The sequence below is a fragment of the Veillonellaceae bacterium genome (assembly GCA_012523975.1).
Classification (GTDB): Bacteria; Bacillota; Negativicutes; order JAAYSF01; family JAAYSF01; genus JAAYSF01.
In genome coordinates, this window is sequence record JAAYSF010000030.1 from 25,275 (window position 1) to 43,154 (window position 17,880).

The following is a 17,880-nucleotide window of genomic DNA, read 5'->3' on the forward strand; positions in this document are numbered from 1 at the left end:
TATGCTCGGAAAACGGATTATAACAGCGGTAGTCGGTATTGCTATCGCAATATATGTAATTGATTATGGCCAATGGTTATTCTCTGCCGCTGTCAGCGTACTTGCATTGCTTGCTTGGCGTGAGTACTACAGTATGTTAAAAAATAATAAAATAGCTTGCTTATATTGGCCTGGAACTGTTGCAGTGTTGCTGCTTCAGCTAAGCGCTTGGCTAGGTAATACTCATGAAATAATTATGATAGTTTACTTCTTTATTTTTACGGTATTAGTAAAGGTCATAATCGATTATCCAAAGTTTAGTATAGCAGATGCTGCATTTACTACACTTGGTTTTATTTATGTAGGGTTATCGTTTTCGTATATTATAGCAATTAGATTTGTGGATTTTGCTGCGTTATCGGGAACTTATTTTTTATGGATGGCTCTCATAGGCACATGGGCGAGTGATACTTTTGCTTACTTTGTCGGCTCGAGGTTTGGAAAAAATAAGCTCTGCCCCGCGCTTAGTCCTGGCAAAACCAGAGAAGGCGCATTAGGCGGTTTGATTGGCTGCATAATAAGCGTTGCTGCCTTTGCCTTTTTTGTGAACTTTGATATTGTCCATAGTTTATTTATCGGTACGCTAATTGGAATTGTAGCACCGGTTGGCGATCTAGCGGAGTCTGCCCTTAAGCGGTTCTCCGGTGTAAAAGATTCTGGCAAAATATTACCTGGTCACGGTGGTGTGTTAGATCGTTTTGATAGCATTATGTTTTCAGCACCAGTTGTTTATTACTATATTACTAATATCTTGACATAGGCAATAATATTTTGCTAATTAAGTTTTAAAAGGAGATAGCATGAAGGAAGTAGTTATTCTCGGTAGTACTGGCTCTATTGGAAAACAGGCGTTGGAGGTTATTACTGCCAATCCCACAAAATTTCGTGTAGTAGCTTTGGCGGCCTATCAAAATGACCATTTGCTCGAGCAGCAGATTCAGCAGTTTAATCCCTCAATTGCTGTTTTAGTGGATAAAAAGGCGGCAGATAGGCTCTCAGCTCGATATCGCGGTACAACAGTTATTCTTGCAGGCGAAGATGGATTACTGGAGGCAGCGACTTATCATAAAGCCTCAATCGTTTTAACTTCGATGGTAGGGTTTGCGGGCCTTAAACCTACATTAGCGGCAATTGATGCGGGTAAGGACATTGCCCTGGCGAATAAGGAAACGCTTGTTGCGGCCGGGGCATTAGTTATGGCTAGAGCTAGAGCAAAAAATGTTAGGATACTGCCGGTCGATAGTGAGCATAGCGCAATTTTGCAATGTCTTTCCGGAGAGAACCGAGGCAATATAAAACGGATTATTCTTACAGCCTCTGGCGGACCATTCCGTGGATATACTAAGGAACAGATCAGCAAGGTAACGGTCAGCGATTGTTTGCGTCATCCAAATTGGAATATGGGTCAAAAAATTACAATCGATTCAGCCACTATGGCCAATAAAGGCTTGGAAGTCATCGAAGCTCGCTGGCTATTTGACGTTGGCTATAATCAAATTGATGTCGTAGTACATCCTCAAAGCATTATCCATTCTATGGTCGAATTTACTGATGGTGCTGTTATGGCACAGTTAGGAAAGCCGGATATGAAAATCCCAATTCAGTATGCTTTGACCTATCCGGAACGCATTCCTTCGCCGATGACTGGTCTTAATTTTAGTGAGGTTGCTTCTCTTACCTTCGAAGAACCCAACAATACAATCTTTCCTGCTTTAGACATGGCCATACAGGCTGGGAAGGCTGGAGGTACTCTGCCTTGCGTATTTAATGCAGCTAACGAGGAAGCTGTGTATGCTTTTCTGGGCGGGAAAATAAAATTCCAGGATATTACCGATGTTATTAGTCATGTCATTGATAGACACGAGCTGGTCATCGATCCAAATTACGAACAAATTTTAAAAACTGACTTATGGGCGAGAAAGCTAGCAGTTGAAGCGATGTTCTAGTTCAACCTAATTACTGGGAGGCAGGTGGATTTCGTTTGTCAATTACGGTTATTGCCACTATATTTGTTTTTGGATTACTAATTTTCGTTCACGAGTTAGGCCATTTTGTTACAGCGAAAATTGTTGGGATGCGAGTTGATGAGTTTGCAATAGGTTTTGGTCCTAAGCTGCTAAGCCGAAAGCATGGAGAGACATTATACTCATTGCGTATTATACCGTTGGGCGGATTTAACAAAATTGCCGGAATGGATCCTGAGGAAGAACAAGATGAGCGTTCTTTTAGTGCCAAGCCAATATGGGCAAGAATGTTAGTAATAGTAGCTGGTTCGGCAATGAATTTTGTTTTGCCGATATTGCTTTTGGCGGGGGTGTTTTTTTATGCCGGTATTGATACACCATCAAATGAAGCAATAATTGGATCAATCTTACCTGATAAACCTGCAGCCCGGGCCGGCTTGATGACGGGTGACAAAATACTAGCAGTTAATGAACATAAAATTGACTCTTGGCGCGATTTTGTTGATAACATTCAAGGCAATGCTGGTAATCAGCTTAATGTTCGCTATGAGCGCCACGGTGAGATAAACAATATAACCTTAGTGCCAGAATTTGACCAAAAGGCAAATAAAGGCATTGTAGGTATTATGCCGCAAATTCAAAATTATCGTCCTGGCCTATTGGAGTCAATAGGATTAGCCGTTAAGCAGACCTATCTAGTCACAGTTAGCATGATAATCGGCATTGGACAGATGATAACAGGCCAAATTGCAGCTGAAGTTGCTGGTCCAATTGGCGTTGCTCAGATGGCCGGTGAGTTTGCTCAGTTGGGAGTTATTCCCTTACTCCAGTTCGCTGCTTTCTTAAGTATAAATCTTGGATTAATCAATCTGTTGCCTGTTCCAGTTCTTGACGGTGGTCATATTGTTACATTGGCTGTCGAGGGTGTTAGGGGTAAGCCATTAAGCAGCAGCAAGATGCAAATAGTTCAAATGATAGGATTTGTGTTGTTAATGTTATTGCTAATTATGGCTACCTTCAAAGACGTAGTTCGTTTGAGCGGTTAATTGGAGTTAAACATATTCCGAAATCATTTAAATCAGGGATGCGTGATACTATGCAGCGAAGAAATACCAGAGAGATTAAACTTGGCAGCGTAAAGATAGGCGGCGGTTCGCCTGTATCTGTTCAGTCCATGACTAATACTAAAACCGATAATGTGAATGCAACTGTTCAGCAAATTAAGCAATTAGCACAGGCTGGCTGCGATATTGTAAGAATGGCTGTACCTGATATGGAGGCGGCCGTTGCCATTGAAAAAATTAAGTTGTTAACCGACAATGTGCCGTTGGTAGCTGATATCCATTTTGATTATCGATTAGCGTTAGCGGCAATAGAAAGAGGCATCGATGGCCTGCGGCTAAATCCTGGTAATATTGGTAATCCTGAACATATTGCTGCAGTTGTTAAGGCGGCCCAAAAACGTAATATACCTATTAGAATTGGTGTAAATGCCGGCTCTTTAGATAAGCAGCTGCTTGCTAAGTACGGCGGACACCCGGTTGCCGAAGCAATGGTAGAAAGTGCGATAAATCATGTAAAAATACTTGAAGAGTTAGACTTTTTTAATATAAAAATTTCGCTCAAAGCCCATGATGTGCCCTTAACTATCAGGGCATATCAGCTGATGTCACAGACGGTTGATTATCCACTGCATTTAGGTGTTACCGAGGCGGGCACGCATCGATCAGGAGTGATAAAGTCAGCAGTGGGGATTGGAGCACTACTGGCCCAGGGAATTGGCGACACTTTCAGAATTTCCTTGACAGGAGACCCAGTTGAGGAAGTACGTGTAGCAAATGAGATTCTCAAATCCCTTGGTCTAAAAAGTTATGGCCCAACACTGATTTCTTGTCCGACCTGCGGTCGATGCAATATTAATTTAGCTGATATTGCTGATCAAGTTGAAAAAAGGCTTGTTAATGTTAAAAAACCGTTAAAGGTAGCAGTTATGGGCTGCGTTGTCAACGGACCTGGCGAAGCACGCGAGGCCGATATTGGCATAGCCGGTGGAAAAGGTGAAGGCTTGCTTTTTCGCAAGGGAGAAATTATAAAGAAAGTGCCGGAAAGTGAATTAGTTAGAGAACTCTTTATTGAGCTCGATAAAATCATCAAGGAGGCCCCTTATCAATGAAAGCATCACAACTATATGCACCTACATTAAGAGAGACACCCGCAGAAGCCGAAGTAATCAGTCATCAGCTGATGCTACGGGCTGGTATGCTGCGTAAAGCAGCTGGCGGCGTATATACATATCTTCCATTGGCTTGGCGCGTTTTGAAGAAAATTGAAACAATAGTTAGAGAAGAAATGGACGCAAAAGGCGGGCAGGAATTATTGATGCCTATTATGCAGCCCGCTGAGATGTGGCTTGAAACAGGACGCTGGAATGTATATGGCGATGAGATGTTCCGTCTTAAAGATCGGCATAACCGTGATTTCTGCTTAGGGCCTACCCACGAAGAAATGATTACTACTCTAGTACGATCTGACGTTCGATCCTACCGCCAGCTTCCTCTAATGCTTTATCAAATTCAGAATAAATATCGTGATGAAATTAGGCCGCGTTTTGGATTAATGCGCGGTCGGGAATTTATTATGAAAGATCTCTATTCATTTGATCGTGATGAAAATGGCCTAGACGAGAGCTATAACAAAATGTATGATGCTTATACCCGCGTATTTACGCGCTGTGGTCTTGAATTTCGGGCAGTCGAGGCAGACGCTGGAGCAATAGGCGGAAGCGGTACGCATGAGTTCATGGTTATTGCCGATTCCGGTGAGGCCGCAATAGTGTATTGCCCGGATTGTAATTACGCTGCAAACGTTGAGAAGGCTGAGTTAACTCCTATCGAGGCTGATAAAGAAACTTTAGAATCAATAGCAGAAGTAAACACTCCTAATTCTAAATCAATTAAAGATCTTGCAGCCTATTTGAATATTCCCGAGTCTAAGACCATAAAAACTCTAGCTTATAACACAGAGAAGGGTTTAGTTCTTGCGTTGGTTCGTGGCGATCATGAGGCTAATGAGATTAAAATAAAGAACGCGCTTGATTGTCTTGAAGTCGACATGGCTGATGAAAAGACAATTATCGATGCAATTGGCGGCGCTCCCGGGTATATAGGACCTGTTAATGTGAAAAATGTCAAGATTATCGCTGATACAAGCGTTATGAAAATGTATAACGCAGTATGTGGAGCGAACAAACTAGAAAAGCATTATATTAATGTTAATCCGAAAAGGGATTTTACCCCAGACATTGTTACAGATATAAGGCTTGTTCAACCGGGGGATCCTTGCGGTCACTGCGGTACGCCTTTGAAAACGGCTCGGGGTATTGAAGTTGGACAAGTATTTAAACTGTATACTAAGTATAGTAAGGCTCTCAATGCAACCTTCCTCGATGAGAATGGAAAAGAAAAACCGATGGTAATGGGATGCTATGGTATTGGGGTAAGCCGTACGATGGCAGCGGCAATTGAACAAAATTATGACGAGAATGGTATTATTTGGCCTGCCGCTATTGCGCCTTATCATGTAGTAGTTATTCCAGTTAACGCAAAAGATACTGCACAACGAGAGTTTGCTGAAATGATTTACGCGAAACTAAATGATGCTGGTATCGAAACGCTGCTGGATGAACGTAATGAACGTCCGGGTGTTAGATTCAAAGATGCCGATCTCATTGGCTATCCAATTAGAATAATCATCGGACCAAAGACTGTAAATGAAAACCAAGTTGAGGTAAAGATACGACGTACAGGTGAAGTTCACTATCTTCCACTTGACAACCTCCTTGATAGTATAAAGGAGTTTATTGCCAAGCTTTAATTAATTGCCGCGCTTAGTTCTATGGCAAGCTGTCGGAAGATTAATGTTCCGATAGAAAAGCGTGATTTAATTATCACGCTTTTTTTGACTATTTTACGGCGGGATCATTTTAATGCATTCTTATTTCAAGGCAATTAGTTATTGCCAAAGAAATTAACTAGACGTAGATCGCCATTGAAATTGAAACATCATTAGTCGAGATGGCGACAAAGCATTTATAATTATATTTTTGTTATAACATTGACCGTTATAACTTGTGAGAATATAATGAAAATACTGGCGGAGGTGTTGGAATGGATGAAATGATCAGAATGCTTGATGAAAAGGTGTGGGCAGTAGTTGGAGCTACAGATAATAAGGAGAAATTCGGTTACAAAATCTTTAAGTATCTCCAAAACTACGGATACAAAGTATATCCTGTCAATCCCGGTGTTACAGAAATTGACGGGCACAAGTGCTACGCCAGTCTTAAGGCCTTACCAGAAAAACCTGGAGCAGTCAACGTTGTAGTTTCGCCCAAAATCGGTCAGCTAATAATGCACGATTGCGCGGAGTTAGGCATTAAAAAAGTTTGGCTGCAGCCAGGGGCTGATGGAGACGCAGTTATTGCTACAGCAAATCAACTTGGTTTGGCTGTAATCCATCACGCTTGCGTTATGGTTGAATTAAGAAAAAAAGGGGGAGTATCATAATGGCAGATGTGTTAAACGTCACCGAAGAAAACTTCACGGAAGAAGTTTTAGAGTCCGAAAAGCCGGTTCTGGTAGATTTTTGGGCACCATGGTGTGGTTACTGTACTAAACTCTCTCCAATATTCGATGAAATTGCTAAGGAAAATAGTGACAAGCTTAAACTAGTTAAGGTCAATGTTGACGAAAGTCGCGCGTTAGCACAAAAACTTGGTGTTATGAGTTTACCGACGATGATACTATTTAAAAATGGTGATCAGGTTGAAAAGGCTATGGGCTTTATACCTAAAGCCGTAATATTATCTAAATTTTTGCCGCTTGTCTGAGTTTAACGTTTCGCGTGCTGCCAATTGCAGTACGCTTTTTTTTATGACATTGTTATATTTCGAATAGCGCCCGAATAGGAAAATATTGATTATTATTCGGGCGGTGATCGGGAAATTGAAAAAAATTGCACTAGTTGGTGCGCCTAATGTCGGTAAAAGTGCGATATTTAATTATTTGACATCAAGCTATGTAACAGTCTCAAATTACCCTGGCACCACTGTGGATGTTGCACGAGGCGATGTTAAACTTGATGGGAACAAATATGAAATTATTGATACTCCAGGCATATATTCACTGACACCTTTAACTGATGAAGAAAGAGTCACACGGCAATTACTGGTTAGTGAGCCGCCTGATGTTGTTGTACATGTTGTAGACGCCAAAAATATTCGCCGTATGTTATCATTGACTTTACAGATGCTAGATGCCGGCTTACCTGTAATACTGAATCTGAACATGATAGATGAATCACAAAAGCTAGGTATGAGGATAAATAGCAAAAGATTATCCGACATATTAGGTATACCTGTTAATACAAGTTCAGCCGTCAGAAAGCTTGGACTAGAATCTTTAAAAAAGGAAGTTTCCCGCTACCAACCAAAAGAATCTATAGAATTAGCTTTTTCCGATGATATTGAAAAGTCTATCGCCGAGATCTGTCAATTACTAATAGGCAGTTACGGTATGACCAATAGGATGGTTGCTATTCTTCTGCTGCAAGGTGACGAAATAATTTTAAATTCAGTACGCGGTGAACCAGCGATTGCCAAAATCATAGATATAATACAAAAGTTATCTTATAGCTATGAGCATAGCTTAGACTATGTGCTGACGATAAAGCGGCAGCTTATGGTTGATAAAATATTAGATATGATAATCGTTTCTGCCAAAATTGAAAAATGCAGCGGTGCTGAAAGAGTAAGCCGGTTGACACGAGAACCTCTTACTGGTATCCCAATTTTGCTTTTTGTACTGTATTTTGGTCTTTATATGTTTGTTGGCCAATTTGGAGCAGGATATTTAGTTGATTATATTGATGAAACAATTTTTAGCCAGACAATTAATCCGCTTATTCGAAATTTAGTTTACAGCCATATCTCGATCGAATGGCTGCAATCATTAATAGTAGGTGACTACGGAATTTTCTCAATGGGTTTCCGCTATGCGGTTGTAATAATACTTCCCATTGTTGGCACCTTCTTTTTAGTATTTGCCATTCTTGAGGACTGTGGCTATTTACCGCGACTTGCCATGTTAGTTGATCGGCTATTTAAGAACTTAGGCCTTAACGGTCGAGCGGTCATTCCTTTAACCTTAGGTTTAGGCTGTGGGACGATGGCTGTTATGGTAACGCGTACATTAGAAACGAGAAGGGAAAGAGTTATTGCTACCTTTCTATTATCACTTACAATACCATGTTCAGCGCAACTTGGTCTTGTGTTAGCAATTTTATCAGGAAATAGTGTATCAGTCGCACTATGGGCGGCTTGCATGGGGATGGTATTTGCGCTCAGCGGCTGGCTGACAGCTAAGCTTATACCAGGCGAGCGCAGTGCTTTTTATATGGAAATTCCACCTATGCGCATGCCAATCTGGTCTAACGTCTTAACTAAAGCCTACACCAGAATGTCCTGGTACTTTATAGAAATACTTCCGGTGTTTATTATAACTAGCTTAATATTATGGATTGGCGATCAAAGCGGGGTGCTAGCAAAGCTGATTGCGATAACCGAGCCAGCCATGGTAATGCTAGGACTCCCAAAAGAAGCCGCACAGTCTTTTCTTTTAGGTTTCTTTCGCCGTGATTATGGAGCAGCCGGCTTGTATGACATGTGTACTGCAGGCTTGCTTAATGACGGTCAGTTATTAGTAGCGGCAATTACGCTTACATTATTCGTACCTTGCGTTGCTCAGCTTGTTGTCATGGTAAAAGAAAGAGGACTGTTTACATCGTTTACAATGGTCCTTTTAATAATTACTTTATCTTTTGCGGCCGGAATGACAATGCATGGCATGCTAACAGTATTCGGCAAGAATTTTGGCTATTAGGAGTGATATATATGCCTGTCAAATTAACAATCCAGGAGCTTAAACCTGGCGATAGGGTAAAAGTCTTTACGATAAACTCTGCTAATAAAAATCATCTGCGGAAACTTGCAGTATTTGGAATCATACCGGGCATGGAGGTAGAGTTGCTGCAGGTGAAGCCAGCATATGTGTTACGGATTGGGTATACTGAATTAGCTCTCGATAGTGAAATTGCCAAGAGTATGACATTTATTCGCTGAGATTGAAAAGAAAAAAGCAGGTATTTCGAGATCACTGAAAAATGACTCGAAATACCTGCTTTTTGTGTGTATTTAACTATTTTGCAACAACTTTGTTTAAGGCATCAACAAGTGCATTTACGTCAATGCCATGAGCGGACGCGCCTTGTTCGATATTTTCGAATCGAGCGGCTGCGCAACCTAAACAGCCCATTCCATGGTTGCGGAACACTTCAGCAGTTTGTGGGTATTTTTGAACTACCTCGATAATACTCATATCTTTAGTAATTTGCATAGTATATCCTCCTATATGGAAAGTTTTATTCGCTCTAATATTATAGCATAAAGTAAATTGTACTGGCTGAAATATTTAGTATAAATCAGATAATTTATTCCGACGCTTTCATTTCTTAGTATTACCTGACTTTATAAGGCTATACTAATTTTTTTTGCTGGCTATTTTTACGTTGGAGAGTTAAAATACTGTTGTATCTAGACGGAGTGAGGATAATATATGAGCCCTATTGCTTTTTATATTGGGTCGATGGCCATTATTGGTATGGATTAATCCTAGCCTTTGCCATATTTATAAGTATTAGCGTTAGTATACTTTATTGTTTTCCTCCGCAATGGGACGGTTCATTTATCGAAACTTTGCGCATTGATAGTGGAATACTTTATGCTATTCGCCTTGAACAAGTATTCTGCGTATCGCTAATGGCATCGGTAATATTGCTTTGGTTTAGCCGCCAGCATTTTAATGTTCAAAATAAAAATTCAATGGAGGATAGTAAACATGTATAGCACCAATGCACTACAACGAGTTCAAAATTTTATTGAAAAATACTCTGATTTGAGGATCATTCTGTTTGACAGTAGTACCCACACATCTGAACTAGCAGCGCAAGCGCTCGGTGTAACGGTTGGTCAGATTGCTAAAACGCTAGTGTTTACTGCTGAGAGCAAGCCTTATCTAGTAGTTACATGCGGTGATAAAAAGGTGAATACCAAGAAACTCAGTCATGTGTTAAATGTTAAGAAAGTGAAATTCGCCAGTGCTGAGGTTGTAAAAGAATTTACCGGATTTTTACCGGGGGGAGTATCCCCTGTGGGACTAGCAAGTTCCCTACCTATTTTTTTAGATAAAAGCCTCTTTGAATATGATGTGGTATTCGCGGCTGCCGGGACAAGCAATTCGGCGCTTCCGGTTGCACCGTCACGGCTGCAGCAAATTACCGGCGGCACTGTTATTGATGTTTGTTAGCTTTTAAAAACATATCTAGTTTTTGTCATTTGGTTGAAAGGGGACCAAAGAATGTGAAGAGCAGATTAAGTATCTCTATAACGGATATCATACGATAACTCCCGATGCTTTAATAGCTAGCTTAAAATATGGTAATGCTTTACCGGAGAACCCAATACGTATTACTTTCGATGATGGCTATGCAGATAATTAGGATATGATCCTAATTATATAACTTGGGAACAGATCGGGAAATGCAAGAAAACGGTTTTGTTCTCGGCTCCGCAGTTTTTATGTAAGACTAAATGGTGCTCCAATCCTTGAAAGGCTTGGTGTGATAAGAAGTTAGCAGGACTTTGGTCCCCTAAAAACAAGGCCCATGGAACTAAATACCAATATATTTTTCTATCCTTCAAGATTTTGAAGGATTTTTTATTTTTTTCAAGAAGATATAGGAAAAAGTGGCTCATTGTGGTGGAAAGTGGTAGAAGAGTACTTGGTGGTGAGGCTGTGCTAGTAGGCGAGTATTTACATACGATAGATAATAAGAGCCGGCTGATATTACCGGCCAAGTTTCGTGATGAGCTTGGCGATGTATTTATTGCTACCAAGGGTCTGGATAATTGTTTGTTTGTATACGCTAGAAAAGAGTGGGCTATCCTAGAAGAAAAGTTAAAACGCCTTCCGCTTGCGAATCCGGAAGCTAGAGCTTTTATGCGTTTCTTTTTTGCAGGAGCGGCTGAACTGGAATGCGATAAACAAGGGCGCGTACTGTTGCCGAATAACCTGCGGGAATATGCCAAACTTGATAAGGACGTTGTCGTAATCGGTGTATCCAGTCGTATTGAGATATGGGATAAAGGAATATGGGCTGCCTATAATGATCAGGTTGCACCCACTGTAGCCCAAATTGCCGAAAATCTAATTGAGCTAGGGATTTAAATAAGAGGTGACATTAGTGAATTTCCACCACATAAGTGTTCTTATGGAAGAAAGTATTGATAAGTTAATTACAGATCCTTCGGGAATTTATGTTGACTGTACGCTTGGGGGAAGTGGTCATGCTTCTCAAATTGTGCAAAGACTGGACGAGGCAGGTCGATTTATTGGTATTGATCAAGATCCTGAGGCCATTTCCGTTGGCAAGCAAAGATTAGCAAATGCCAGATGCCGGGTAGATATAGTTCAGAACAATTTCCGGAACCTTGAGCAAATATTAGATGAGCTTCATGTCGACCAAATTGATGGTATAATTTTCGACTTGGGGGTATCATCTCATCAACTGGATATCCCAGAGCGTGGGTTTTCTTATATGCAAGATGCTCCCCTTGATATGAGAATGAATCCAATTGCACCGCTATCAGCTTATGATGTTGTAAACACTTATTCTGAGCAAGAACTTGCCAGAGTGATATATGATTACGGTGAAGAACGTTGGGCAAAACGGATAGCAAAGTTTATTGTTGAGGAAAGAGCTAACAAAAAAATTGCGACAACTAGTCACCTTGTTGAAATTATAAAAAAAGCGATACCCGCCGCAGCTCGACGAGAAGGTCCACACCCCGCTAAACGTACTTTCCAAGCCATTAGAATTGAGGTAAATGATGAACTTGGAATTCTAAACCAAACCTTTTTAACCGCAGTTGGCAGGCTCAAACCTGGGGGGCGGATATGCATAATTACTTTTCATTCATTAGAAGACCGCATAGCTAAACAGACTCTGCAGTCATTAGCACGCGGGTGTATCTGTCCTCCTAGACTGCCAGTGTGTGTGTGCGGACAGATTCCTAAAGTTAAAACCTTTGGTAAAGCGATAGCGCCTTCATTAGCCGAAATTGAGAATAACCCACGATCACGAAGTGCAAAACTACGAGTTGCAGAAAAGTTATAAACCAGCCAGATTACAAGGATTGGATAGTGTTCTAATTTCCAAGGAGGGTAAATACATATGTTAGCGAGTAGAAAGCAAGATTGGGTAATAGAAGAAGAACAACAACAACAACAAATCGCCCCGTCCTCCGATAAAGGCTTAAAACACAAGAACGCTAAACTGCGGTTAAAATGTTTCATGATGGTTACAATGATAGCAATCGCAGCTATGTTTGTAACCATCCGAAGTGAAGCCATAATTAGAGCTGGTTATGAACTGGTCCAAACGAAAGCGCAGATACTTAAATACGAAAAAGAAAATGAAATGCTGCGACTAGACATAGCAAAATTAAAATCTCCCCAGCGTATTCAGCAGATTGCTACAGCTCAGTTTGGCATGGTTGTACCGCAAAATGTATATTGTGCTTCAATTTCGAGTAGTGATGAAACTAATAATAGCAGCTCAACTAATAATGTGGCAGCAACAACAATAATGGAGATCTTAAAGTCTGGCACAGCGGAGGCAAGCAAAGGGCGTTAATTTGAATTGGGGGAGATTCAATGGCGTCAGCTGCACATGTTACCATTAGAAAAAGGTTAGCCATTTTCTTTCTTTTTGTTGCTTTAATCATGTTTGGATTAGGTTGCCGTCTAATGTATATCCAATTCTTTAGAAGTTCTTGGCTTACAGAAAATGCCATAGATCAACGTATTCGTGATATACCGGTCGAGGCCAAACGCGGGGTTATTTATGATCGACATGGAAGGGAATTAGCGGTAAGCGTTAGTACAGAATCCGTTTATGCAATTCCAGCCGAAATACGAAATGCAGAAGAGACAGCAGCCAAATTGGCTGCTATTTTGAATTTGGACGAAGATAAACTGGCTGCTAAATTAAAGAAGCGCCAAGCGTTTACTTGGATTAAACGAAAAATAGATGTTGAAAGCGCCACCGCCGTAAAAAAATTAAATTTATCAGGTATTGGCTTAACTCAAGAGAATCGCCGTTATTATCCTAATGAAAATCTAGCAGCTCACGTATTAGGGTTTACCGGTATCGACAGTCAAGGCTTAGATGGCATTGAGACGACTTTTGACAGTTATCTGAAAGGCCGTCCGGGAAGCATAGTTGTAGAGTATGACGCAAGGGGAAGAGAAATACCTTATGCGTCGCATCGATTTGTGCCACCCGTCGAAGGTCATAATATATATCTTACAATCGATACCGTAATTCAACAGATTATTGAGCGCGACCTTGAACGAGTGATGAAAGATACGCAAGCAGCTGCTGCTACTATTATTGTTATGAAACCAAACACTGGTGAAATATTAGCACTGGCTAACAGGCCTGACTATAATCCTAATAGATTTGCAGATTTTTCTCCAAAGTTGTGGCGCAACATCGCCGTATCAAACGCTTATGAACCGGGATCTACTTTTAAGGTTTTGACGACAACGGCTGCGCTTGATGCTAAGGTTGTTAAACTGGACGACCGGTTTTTTGATCCAGGAGGAATAGAAGTACAAGGAAGGACAATTCACTGTTGGAAACATGGAGGGCATGGGAGTCAAAGCTTTTGTGAGGTTGTAGAGAATTCGTGCAATACTGGGTTTGTTACAGTAGGACTAAAGTTAGGGAGTGATCAATTTTACAAGTATTTGGATGCATTTGGATTAGGGCGTCCGACTAATGTTGATCTGCCTGGTGAAGCAAAGGGTATTATGATAAATAAAAATCAGGTCAAGCCTATAAACATTGCTACCATGTCAATGGGACAGAGTATCGCGGTAACGCCTATTCAGTTACTTACTGCTGTTTCAGCTGTTGCCAATGATGGGTTGCGAGTAAGACCGCAAATTGTTAGAGAAGTTAGAGACAAGGCCGGTAATGTTATCCGAGGGTTTCAGCCGGATATAGTTGAGAGAATAGTTAATGTAGATACTGCAAAAGAGGTTAAGAATGTTTTGGAAAGTGTTGTAAGTAATGGGACAGGGAAAAATGCCTATATTGAAGGTTATCGAATAGCTGGTAAGACGGGAACTGCGCAGAAAGTAGGCGGCGGTGGGTATGTGCCGGGTAAATATGTAGCCTCCTTTGTAGGCTTTGCGCCTGCTGATAACCCGCAGATTGCAATGCTGGTAGTAATTGATGAGCCAGTCGGAATATATTACGGCGGACAAATAGCTGCCCCTGTTTTTGGTGCCGCTGCCAAAGATATTTTAGAATATTTAAAGGTCGCTCCACGTTTAGACGAGAATAGTAATCGGGAGAGCTTAGAGGCTCACATTATTGTTCCTAGCGTTATTAATTTAGAAGTTCCCGAAGCAATAAAGGTATTGCGGCAGGCTGGTCTCGATGTAAGAGTGGAGGAATCAGGCGGAAGGGTAGCCGACCAAATTCCCAAACCAGGTAGTAGAATACCTAAAGGAACGAGTGTGCTAGTGTATACTTTAACACCGCGATTTGGCATTGGAGAAGTAACAGTTCCTGATTGCAACGGACTGACTCTTAAGGAAACATCTGAGCTGCTTGGTAATGTAGGATTAATTATATCGCCAATTGGAACAGGACAAAAGACTGTCAAACAAGATCCTCTCCCCGGAAGTAAGGTTCCAACCGGGGCTAGTATAACTGTCTTTTTAGAATAGAGATATAGATCAGACTAATATGTTCAGCAGATAAAATTGGTAAATATGGTAATAATAGTGACTGAAAGAAGGTAGGGGATATAGCATGACAAAAAAACTAAAAGATCTAACAGCTTTATTGCCGGAATGTGAGTTTAATGGTAATGAAGAACAGTTAATTCATGGTATAGCTCACGACTCCCGCAAGGTAACCCCTGGTACTTTGTTTGTATGTTTGTCGGGTAATGTCGTTGATGGTCATAACTTTATTACGGAGGCCCGCCAACGCGGAGCCGCAGCTATACTGGTTGAAAAGGATGTTTCTGTTAATGACATTGCGGTCGTTAAGGTTGCAGATACCAGAGCAGCAATGCGCAAAATAACGCCCTTTTTCTATGATTACCCTGCTCATAAGCTGCGAATGATCGGGATTACTGGCACCAATGGAAAAACCACTACAACGTACCTAATACGAGAAATATTGCGCACGGCTGGATATAAGGTAGGGGTAATCGGAACAATTCAGATACTTATTGAGGATGAAAGCATGCCTATAAGCAATACAACCCCGGACGTTATTGATCTCCAAGCAATTCTAGCAGAAATGGTAAGGCAACAAATAGACTACGTAGTAATGGAAGTTTCTTCGCATGCCCTAGCTCTTAACAGAGTAGATGGATGTGAATTCGATGTAGGGGTATTTACTAATATGACGCAGGATCATTTGGATTTTCATGGCACTTTTGAAAAATATGCAGCTGCTAAAGCCGAGCTTTTCCGCAAACTGGGGGCCTCTGGCAATGTCAAATCTAGGAAGACAGCTATTGTAAATGTCGACGATGTAGTGGCTGATTTGATGCTAGAGAAGGCCAATTGTAATAAAATTACTTATGCTGTTCAAAATGAAGCCAGTTTGTCGGCGGATAACATCAGGATTGAGTCAAAGGGAGCTAAATTCGAAGTTAACACACCGTATGGGAAGATATCGCTTGACCTTAATATAACTGGATTATTTAATGTTTACAATGTTTTAGCAGCTATCGGCGCAACGTTCGCTGAAGGAATTGGGATTAACAAGATTAAAAAGGCCTTGGAGTCTTTTAAAAGCGTTCCGGGGCGTTTTGAAATAGTTGACGCCGGACAGCCGTTCAGTGTCATTGTAGATTATGCGCATACTCCTGACGGTCTTGAAAACATTTTGAAAACAGCGCGCGGATTTGCTGAGCAGCGTATTATTATTGTATTTGGTTGCGGTGGCGACCGCGATCGTACTAAGCGGCCAATTATGGGTGCATTGGCAGTACAATACGCGGACGTTATTATAGCAACTTCGGATAATCCGCGTACAGAAGATCCTGATACTATACTTGATGAAATCGAGACTGGTATAATCAGTAGCAACAAGGATAATAAGTTGTACAGAAGGATTTCAGATCGTAAGAAGGCAATTTACGCAGCTATCAGTATTGCTGCAAAAGATGATATTGTTATTATTGCGGGTAAAGGGCATGAAACGTATCAAATCCTTAAGGATAAAACAATATCATTTGATGATCGGGAAATAGCCCGCGAGGCCATTAGGGAGATGAAGTGATGACAGCATTCACCTTAGCGGAGATTTGCGCTGCGACCGAGGGGATTCCGGTTAAGCTAGCGGAACCAATAAAATTTAGCGGTATAACAACCGACACAAGAAGTATACGTCCAGGCGACTTGTTTATTGCGCTCAGAGGCGAACGGTATGATGGACATGACTTTATTCCTATCGCATTACAAAATGGCGCGGCAGGGGTTATCGTTAGTCGGGGGGGAGAGTTCGCTAGTGATAATATTCCAGTTATTAAGGTTAAAGATACCTTAAAAGCCCTACAGGCATTGGCAAGTTTTCATCGTCAGCGTTATAATATTCCCATTATTGCTGTAACTGGTTCGAATGGTAAAACAACTACTAAAGATATGATAGCTGCGGTTTTAGGCAGCCGGTTTAATGTACTTAAAACAGAGGCTAATTTTAATAACGAGATTGGACTGCCGCTAACCTTGCTGAATCTTAACGCAACCCATGATGCTGGAATTGTTGAAATGGGTATGCGAGGACTTGGACAAATTAAAGAACTTTCCGACATCGCCTTGCCGAATATTGGGGTTATAACAAATGTCGGCGAGACGCATATAGAGTTATTAGGGTCAATGGAGAATATCGCCAGGGCGAAAGCGGAATTGGTAGAAAGTTTGCCAAATAATGGATTGGCAATATTAAATGGTGACAATGATCATGTACGAGCTATGGGAAGAAAAACACCAGCCCGCGTTCTATTATATGGTCTCGAAGATGGCTGCGATGTACAAGGTGTTGATATTAATACTAATACTAATGGGATTGGCATGACTGTTGGTTTTAAGTACTTAGGTAGAATAAACAAAGTATTTATTCCAACTATAGGAAGACATAATGTTTATAATGCCCTTGCGGCAGTATCTGTTGGCCTAGGACTAGGCATGGAAGTTGATGAGATTGGCGAAGGTTTGAAGCGTTTTGTCGCAAGCGGTATGCGGTTAGCGATTGAACCAAAAGGTAAGTACACGATAATAAATGATGCTTATAACGCTAGCCCTCTTTCAATGTCAGCCGCTATCGATACCTTGGTTGAGATAGCTAGCGGCCGTAAGGTAGTCGTCTTGGGAGATATGCTTGAACTAGGACAGATGGCCGTTGAGGCTCATCAAAAAATTGGACGCAAAATAGGACTTAGTGGTGTCGATATTGTAGTTACTGTTGGTGAGTTAGCTGCTTATATTGCAGAAGAAGCGCAACGTAACGGTGCTAAAGTATCGCTGGCTTGTAAAAACCATGAGGAAGCGGCGAATGTTTTAAAGCAGTATTTAACACCTGGCGATACAATCTTAATAAAAGGATCGCGAAGTATGAAAATGGAACAAATTATAGATGTATTGAGTTAAGCTTGGGGAGGTCTATTATT

The 17,880-nt window shown here is 41.1% G+C and carries 17 protein-coding genes; 16 read left to right on the forward strand and 1 reads right to left on the reverse strand.

Translation table 11 applies throughout. The features are described 5' to 3' along the window. The first annotated feature begins 1 nt into the window (after position 1). The 9 genes from GX348_04195 (at position 2) to GX348_04235 (ending at position 9,180) form a co-directional block, all read left to right on the forward strand. Positions 2-799 carry a phosphatidate cytidylyltransferase gene (locus GX348_04195; GenBank protein ID NLP41389.1) on the forward strand — a complete coding sequence of 266 codons (798 nt, stop codon included), beginning with the start codon at positions 2-4 and terminating at the stop codon, positions 797-799. 40 nt (positions 800-839) lie between these two features. After that, a complete protein-coding gene (locus GX348_04200; protein NLP41390.1) occupies positions 840-1,985 on the forward strand; it encodes a 1-deoxy-D-xylulose-5-phosphate reductoisomerase in 1,146 nt (381 codons plus the stop codon). A 35-nt stretch (positions 1,986-2,020) separates the two neighbouring features. Further along, positions 2,021-3,049: an RIP metalloprotease RseP gene (gene rseP / locus GX348_04205; GenBank protein ID NLP41391.1), complete on the forward strand. Its 1,029-nt coding sequence runs from the start codon at positions 2,021-2,023 to the stop codon at positions 3,047-3,049. Between the two features lie 38 nt (positions 3,050-3,087). Beyond that, entirely contained in the window at positions 3,088-4,176 is a 1,089-nt protein-coding gene (gene ispG / locus GX348_04210) for a flavodoxin-dependent (E)-4-hydroxy-3-methylbut-2-enyl-diphosphate synthase (protein ID NLP41392.1), read from the forward strand. Then, complete coding sequence (locus tag GX348_04215) at positions 4,173-5,876, forward strand: proline--tRNA ligase (protein NLP41393.1); 1,704 nt, start codon at positions 4,173-4,175, stop codon at positions 5,874-5,876. Before ispG ends, GX348_04215 begins: the two co-directional genes overlap by 4 nt. A gap of 293 nt (positions 5,877-6,169) precedes the next feature. Then, the gene (locus tag GX348_04220) at positions 6,170-6,568 is read left to right on the forward strand and encodes a CoA-binding protein (GenBank protein ID NLP41394.1); all 399 of its coding nucleotides are present in this window, start codon (positions 6,170-6,172) and stop codon (positions 6,566-6,568) included. Continuing rightward, positions 6,568-6,891: a thioredoxin gene (gene trxA, locus GX348_04225; GenBank protein NLP41395.1), complete on the forward strand. Its 324-nt coding sequence runs from the start codon at positions 6,568-6,570 to the stop codon at positions 6,889-6,891. Before GX348_04220 ends, trxA begins: the two co-directional genes overlap by 1 nt. Positions 6,892-7,006: 115 nt before the next feature. Beyond that, positions 7,007-8,941 (forward strand): ferrous iron transport protein B, encoded by a 1,935-nt coding sequence (gene feoB, locus GX348_04230; protein ID NLP41396.1) that lies wholly within the window; start codon positions 7,007-7,009, stop codon positions 8,939-8,941. An 11-nt stretch (positions 8,942-8,952) separates the two neighbouring features. Further along, a complete protein-coding gene (locus tag GX348_04235) occupies positions 8,953-9,180 on the forward strand; it encodes a ferrous iron transport protein A (GenBank protein ID NLP41397.1) in 228 nt (75 codons plus the stop codon). A gap of 76 nt (positions 9,181-9,256) precedes the next feature. Here GX348_04235 and GX348_04240 read toward each other — a convergent pair whose 3' ends face one another. Further along, a complete protein-coding gene (locus tag GX348_04240) occupies positions 9,257-9,454 on the reverse strand; it encodes a DUF1858 domain-containing protein (protein ID NLP41398.1) in 198 nt (65 codons plus the stop codon). A gap of 501 nt (positions 9,455-9,955) precedes the next feature. Between GX348_04240 and GX348_04245 the strand changes: the two genes are divergently transcribed. The 7 genes from GX348_04245 (at position 9,956) to GX348_04275 (ending at position 17,860) form a co-directional block, all read left to right on the forward strand. Continuing rightward, positions 9,956-10,423, forward strand: coding sequence for a YbaK/EbsC family protein (locus GX348_04245; GenBank protein NLP41399.1), 468 nt, complete (start codon positions 9,956-9,958; stop codon positions 10,421-10,423). Positions 10,424-10,912: 489 nt separating this feature from the next. Continuing rightward, positions 10,913-11,344, forward strand: a complete 432-nt coding sequence (gene mraZ / locus GX348_04250; GenBank protein NLP41400.1) for a division/cell wall cluster transcriptional repressor MraZ — start codon at positions 10,913-10,915, stop codon at positions 11,342-11,344. A 16-nt stretch (positions 11,345-11,360) separates the two neighbouring features. Beyond that, on the forward strand, positions 11,361-12,293 hold the full coding sequence (rsmH, locus tag GX348_04255) for a 16S rRNA (cytosine(1402)-N(4))-methyltransferase RsmH (protein ID NLP41401.1): 933 nt from the start codon (positions 11,361-11,363) through the stop codon (positions 12,291-12,293). 57 nt (positions 12,294-12,350) lie between these two features. Further along, entirely contained in the window at positions 12,351-12,812 is a 462-nt protein-coding gene (locus tag GX348_04260; protein NLP41402.1) for a cell division protein FtsL, read from the forward strand. Between the two features lie 20 nt (positions 12,813-12,832). After that, on the forward strand, positions 12,833-14,920 hold the full coding sequence (locus tag GX348_04265) for a stage V sporulation protein D (GenBank protein NLP41403.1): 2,088 nt from the start codon (positions 12,833-12,835) through the stop codon (positions 14,918-14,920). Positions 14,921-15,005: 85 nt separating this feature from the next. Beyond that, entirely contained in the window at positions 15,006-16,493 is a 1,488-nt protein-coding gene (locus tag GX348_04270; protein NLP41404.1) for a UDP-N-acetylmuramoyl-L-alanyl-D-glutamate--2,6-diaminopimelate ligase, read from the forward strand. Continuing rightward, complete coding sequence (locus tag GX348_04275) at positions 16,493-17,860, forward strand: UDP-N-acetylmuramoyl-tripeptide--D-alanyl-D-alanine ligase (GenBank protein NLP41405.1); 1,368 nt, start codon at positions 16,493-16,495, stop codon at positions 17,858-17,860. Before GX348_04270 ends, GX348_04275 begins: the two co-directional genes overlap by 1 nt. Positions 17,861-17,880: the final 20 nt, after the last annotated feature.

What these genes read in the sequence shown, in the direction of transcription:
- GX348_04245 (NLP41399.1), top strand. Translation starts at nt 9,956, where the DNA reads ATGTATAGCACCAATGCACTACAACGAGTTCAAAATTTTATTGAAAAA.
- trxA (NLP41395.1), top strand. Translation starts at nt 6,568, where the DNA reads ATGGCAGATGTGTTAAACGTCACCGAAGAAAACTTCACGGAAGAAGTT.
- GX348_04215 (NLP41393.1), top strand. Translation starts at nt 4,173, where the DNA reads ATGAAAGCATCACAACTATATGCACCTACATTAAGAGAGACACCCGCA.
- GX348_04270 (NLP41404.1), top strand. Translation starts at nt 15,006, where the DNA reads ATGACAAAAAAACTAAAAGATCTAACAGCTTTATTGCCGGAATGTGAG.
- GX348_04220 (NLP41394.1), top strand. Translation starts at nt 6,170, where the DNA reads ATGGATGAAATGATCAGAATGCTTGATGAAAAGGTGTGGGCAGTAGTT.
- ispG (NLP41392.1), top strand. Translation starts at nt 3,088, where the DNA reads ATGCGTGATACTATGCAGCGAAGAAATACCAGAGAGATTAAACTTGGC.
- GX348_04235 (NLP41397.1), top strand. Translation starts at nt 8,953, where the DNA reads ATGCCTGTCAAATTAACAATCCAGGAGCTTAAACCTGGCGATAGGGTA.
- GX348_04200 (NLP41390.1), top strand. Translation starts at nt 840, where the DNA reads ATGAAGGAAGTAGTTATTCTCGGTAGTACTGGCTCTATTGGAAAACAG.
- GX348_04275 (NLP41405.1), top strand. Translation starts at nt 16,493, where the DNA reads ATGACAGCATTCACCTTAGCGGAGATTTGCGCTGCGACCGAGGGGATT.
- GX348_04260 (NLP41402.1), top strand. Translation starts at nt 12,351, where the DNA reads ATGTTAGCGAGTAGAAAGCAAGATTGGGTAATAGAAGAAGAACAACAA.
- GX348_04240 (NLP41398.1), bottom strand. Translation starts at nt 9,454, where the DNA reads ATGCAAATTACTAAAGATATGAGTATTATCGAGGTAGTTCAAAAATAC.
- GX348_04265 (NLP41403.1), top strand. Translation starts at nt 12,833, where the DNA reads ATGGCGTCAGCTGCACATGTTACCATTAGAAAAAGGTTAGCCATTTTC.
- GX348_04195 (NLP41389.1), top strand. Translation starts at nt 2, where the DNA reads ATGCTCGGAAAACGGATTATAACAGCGGTAGTCGGTATTGCTATCGCA.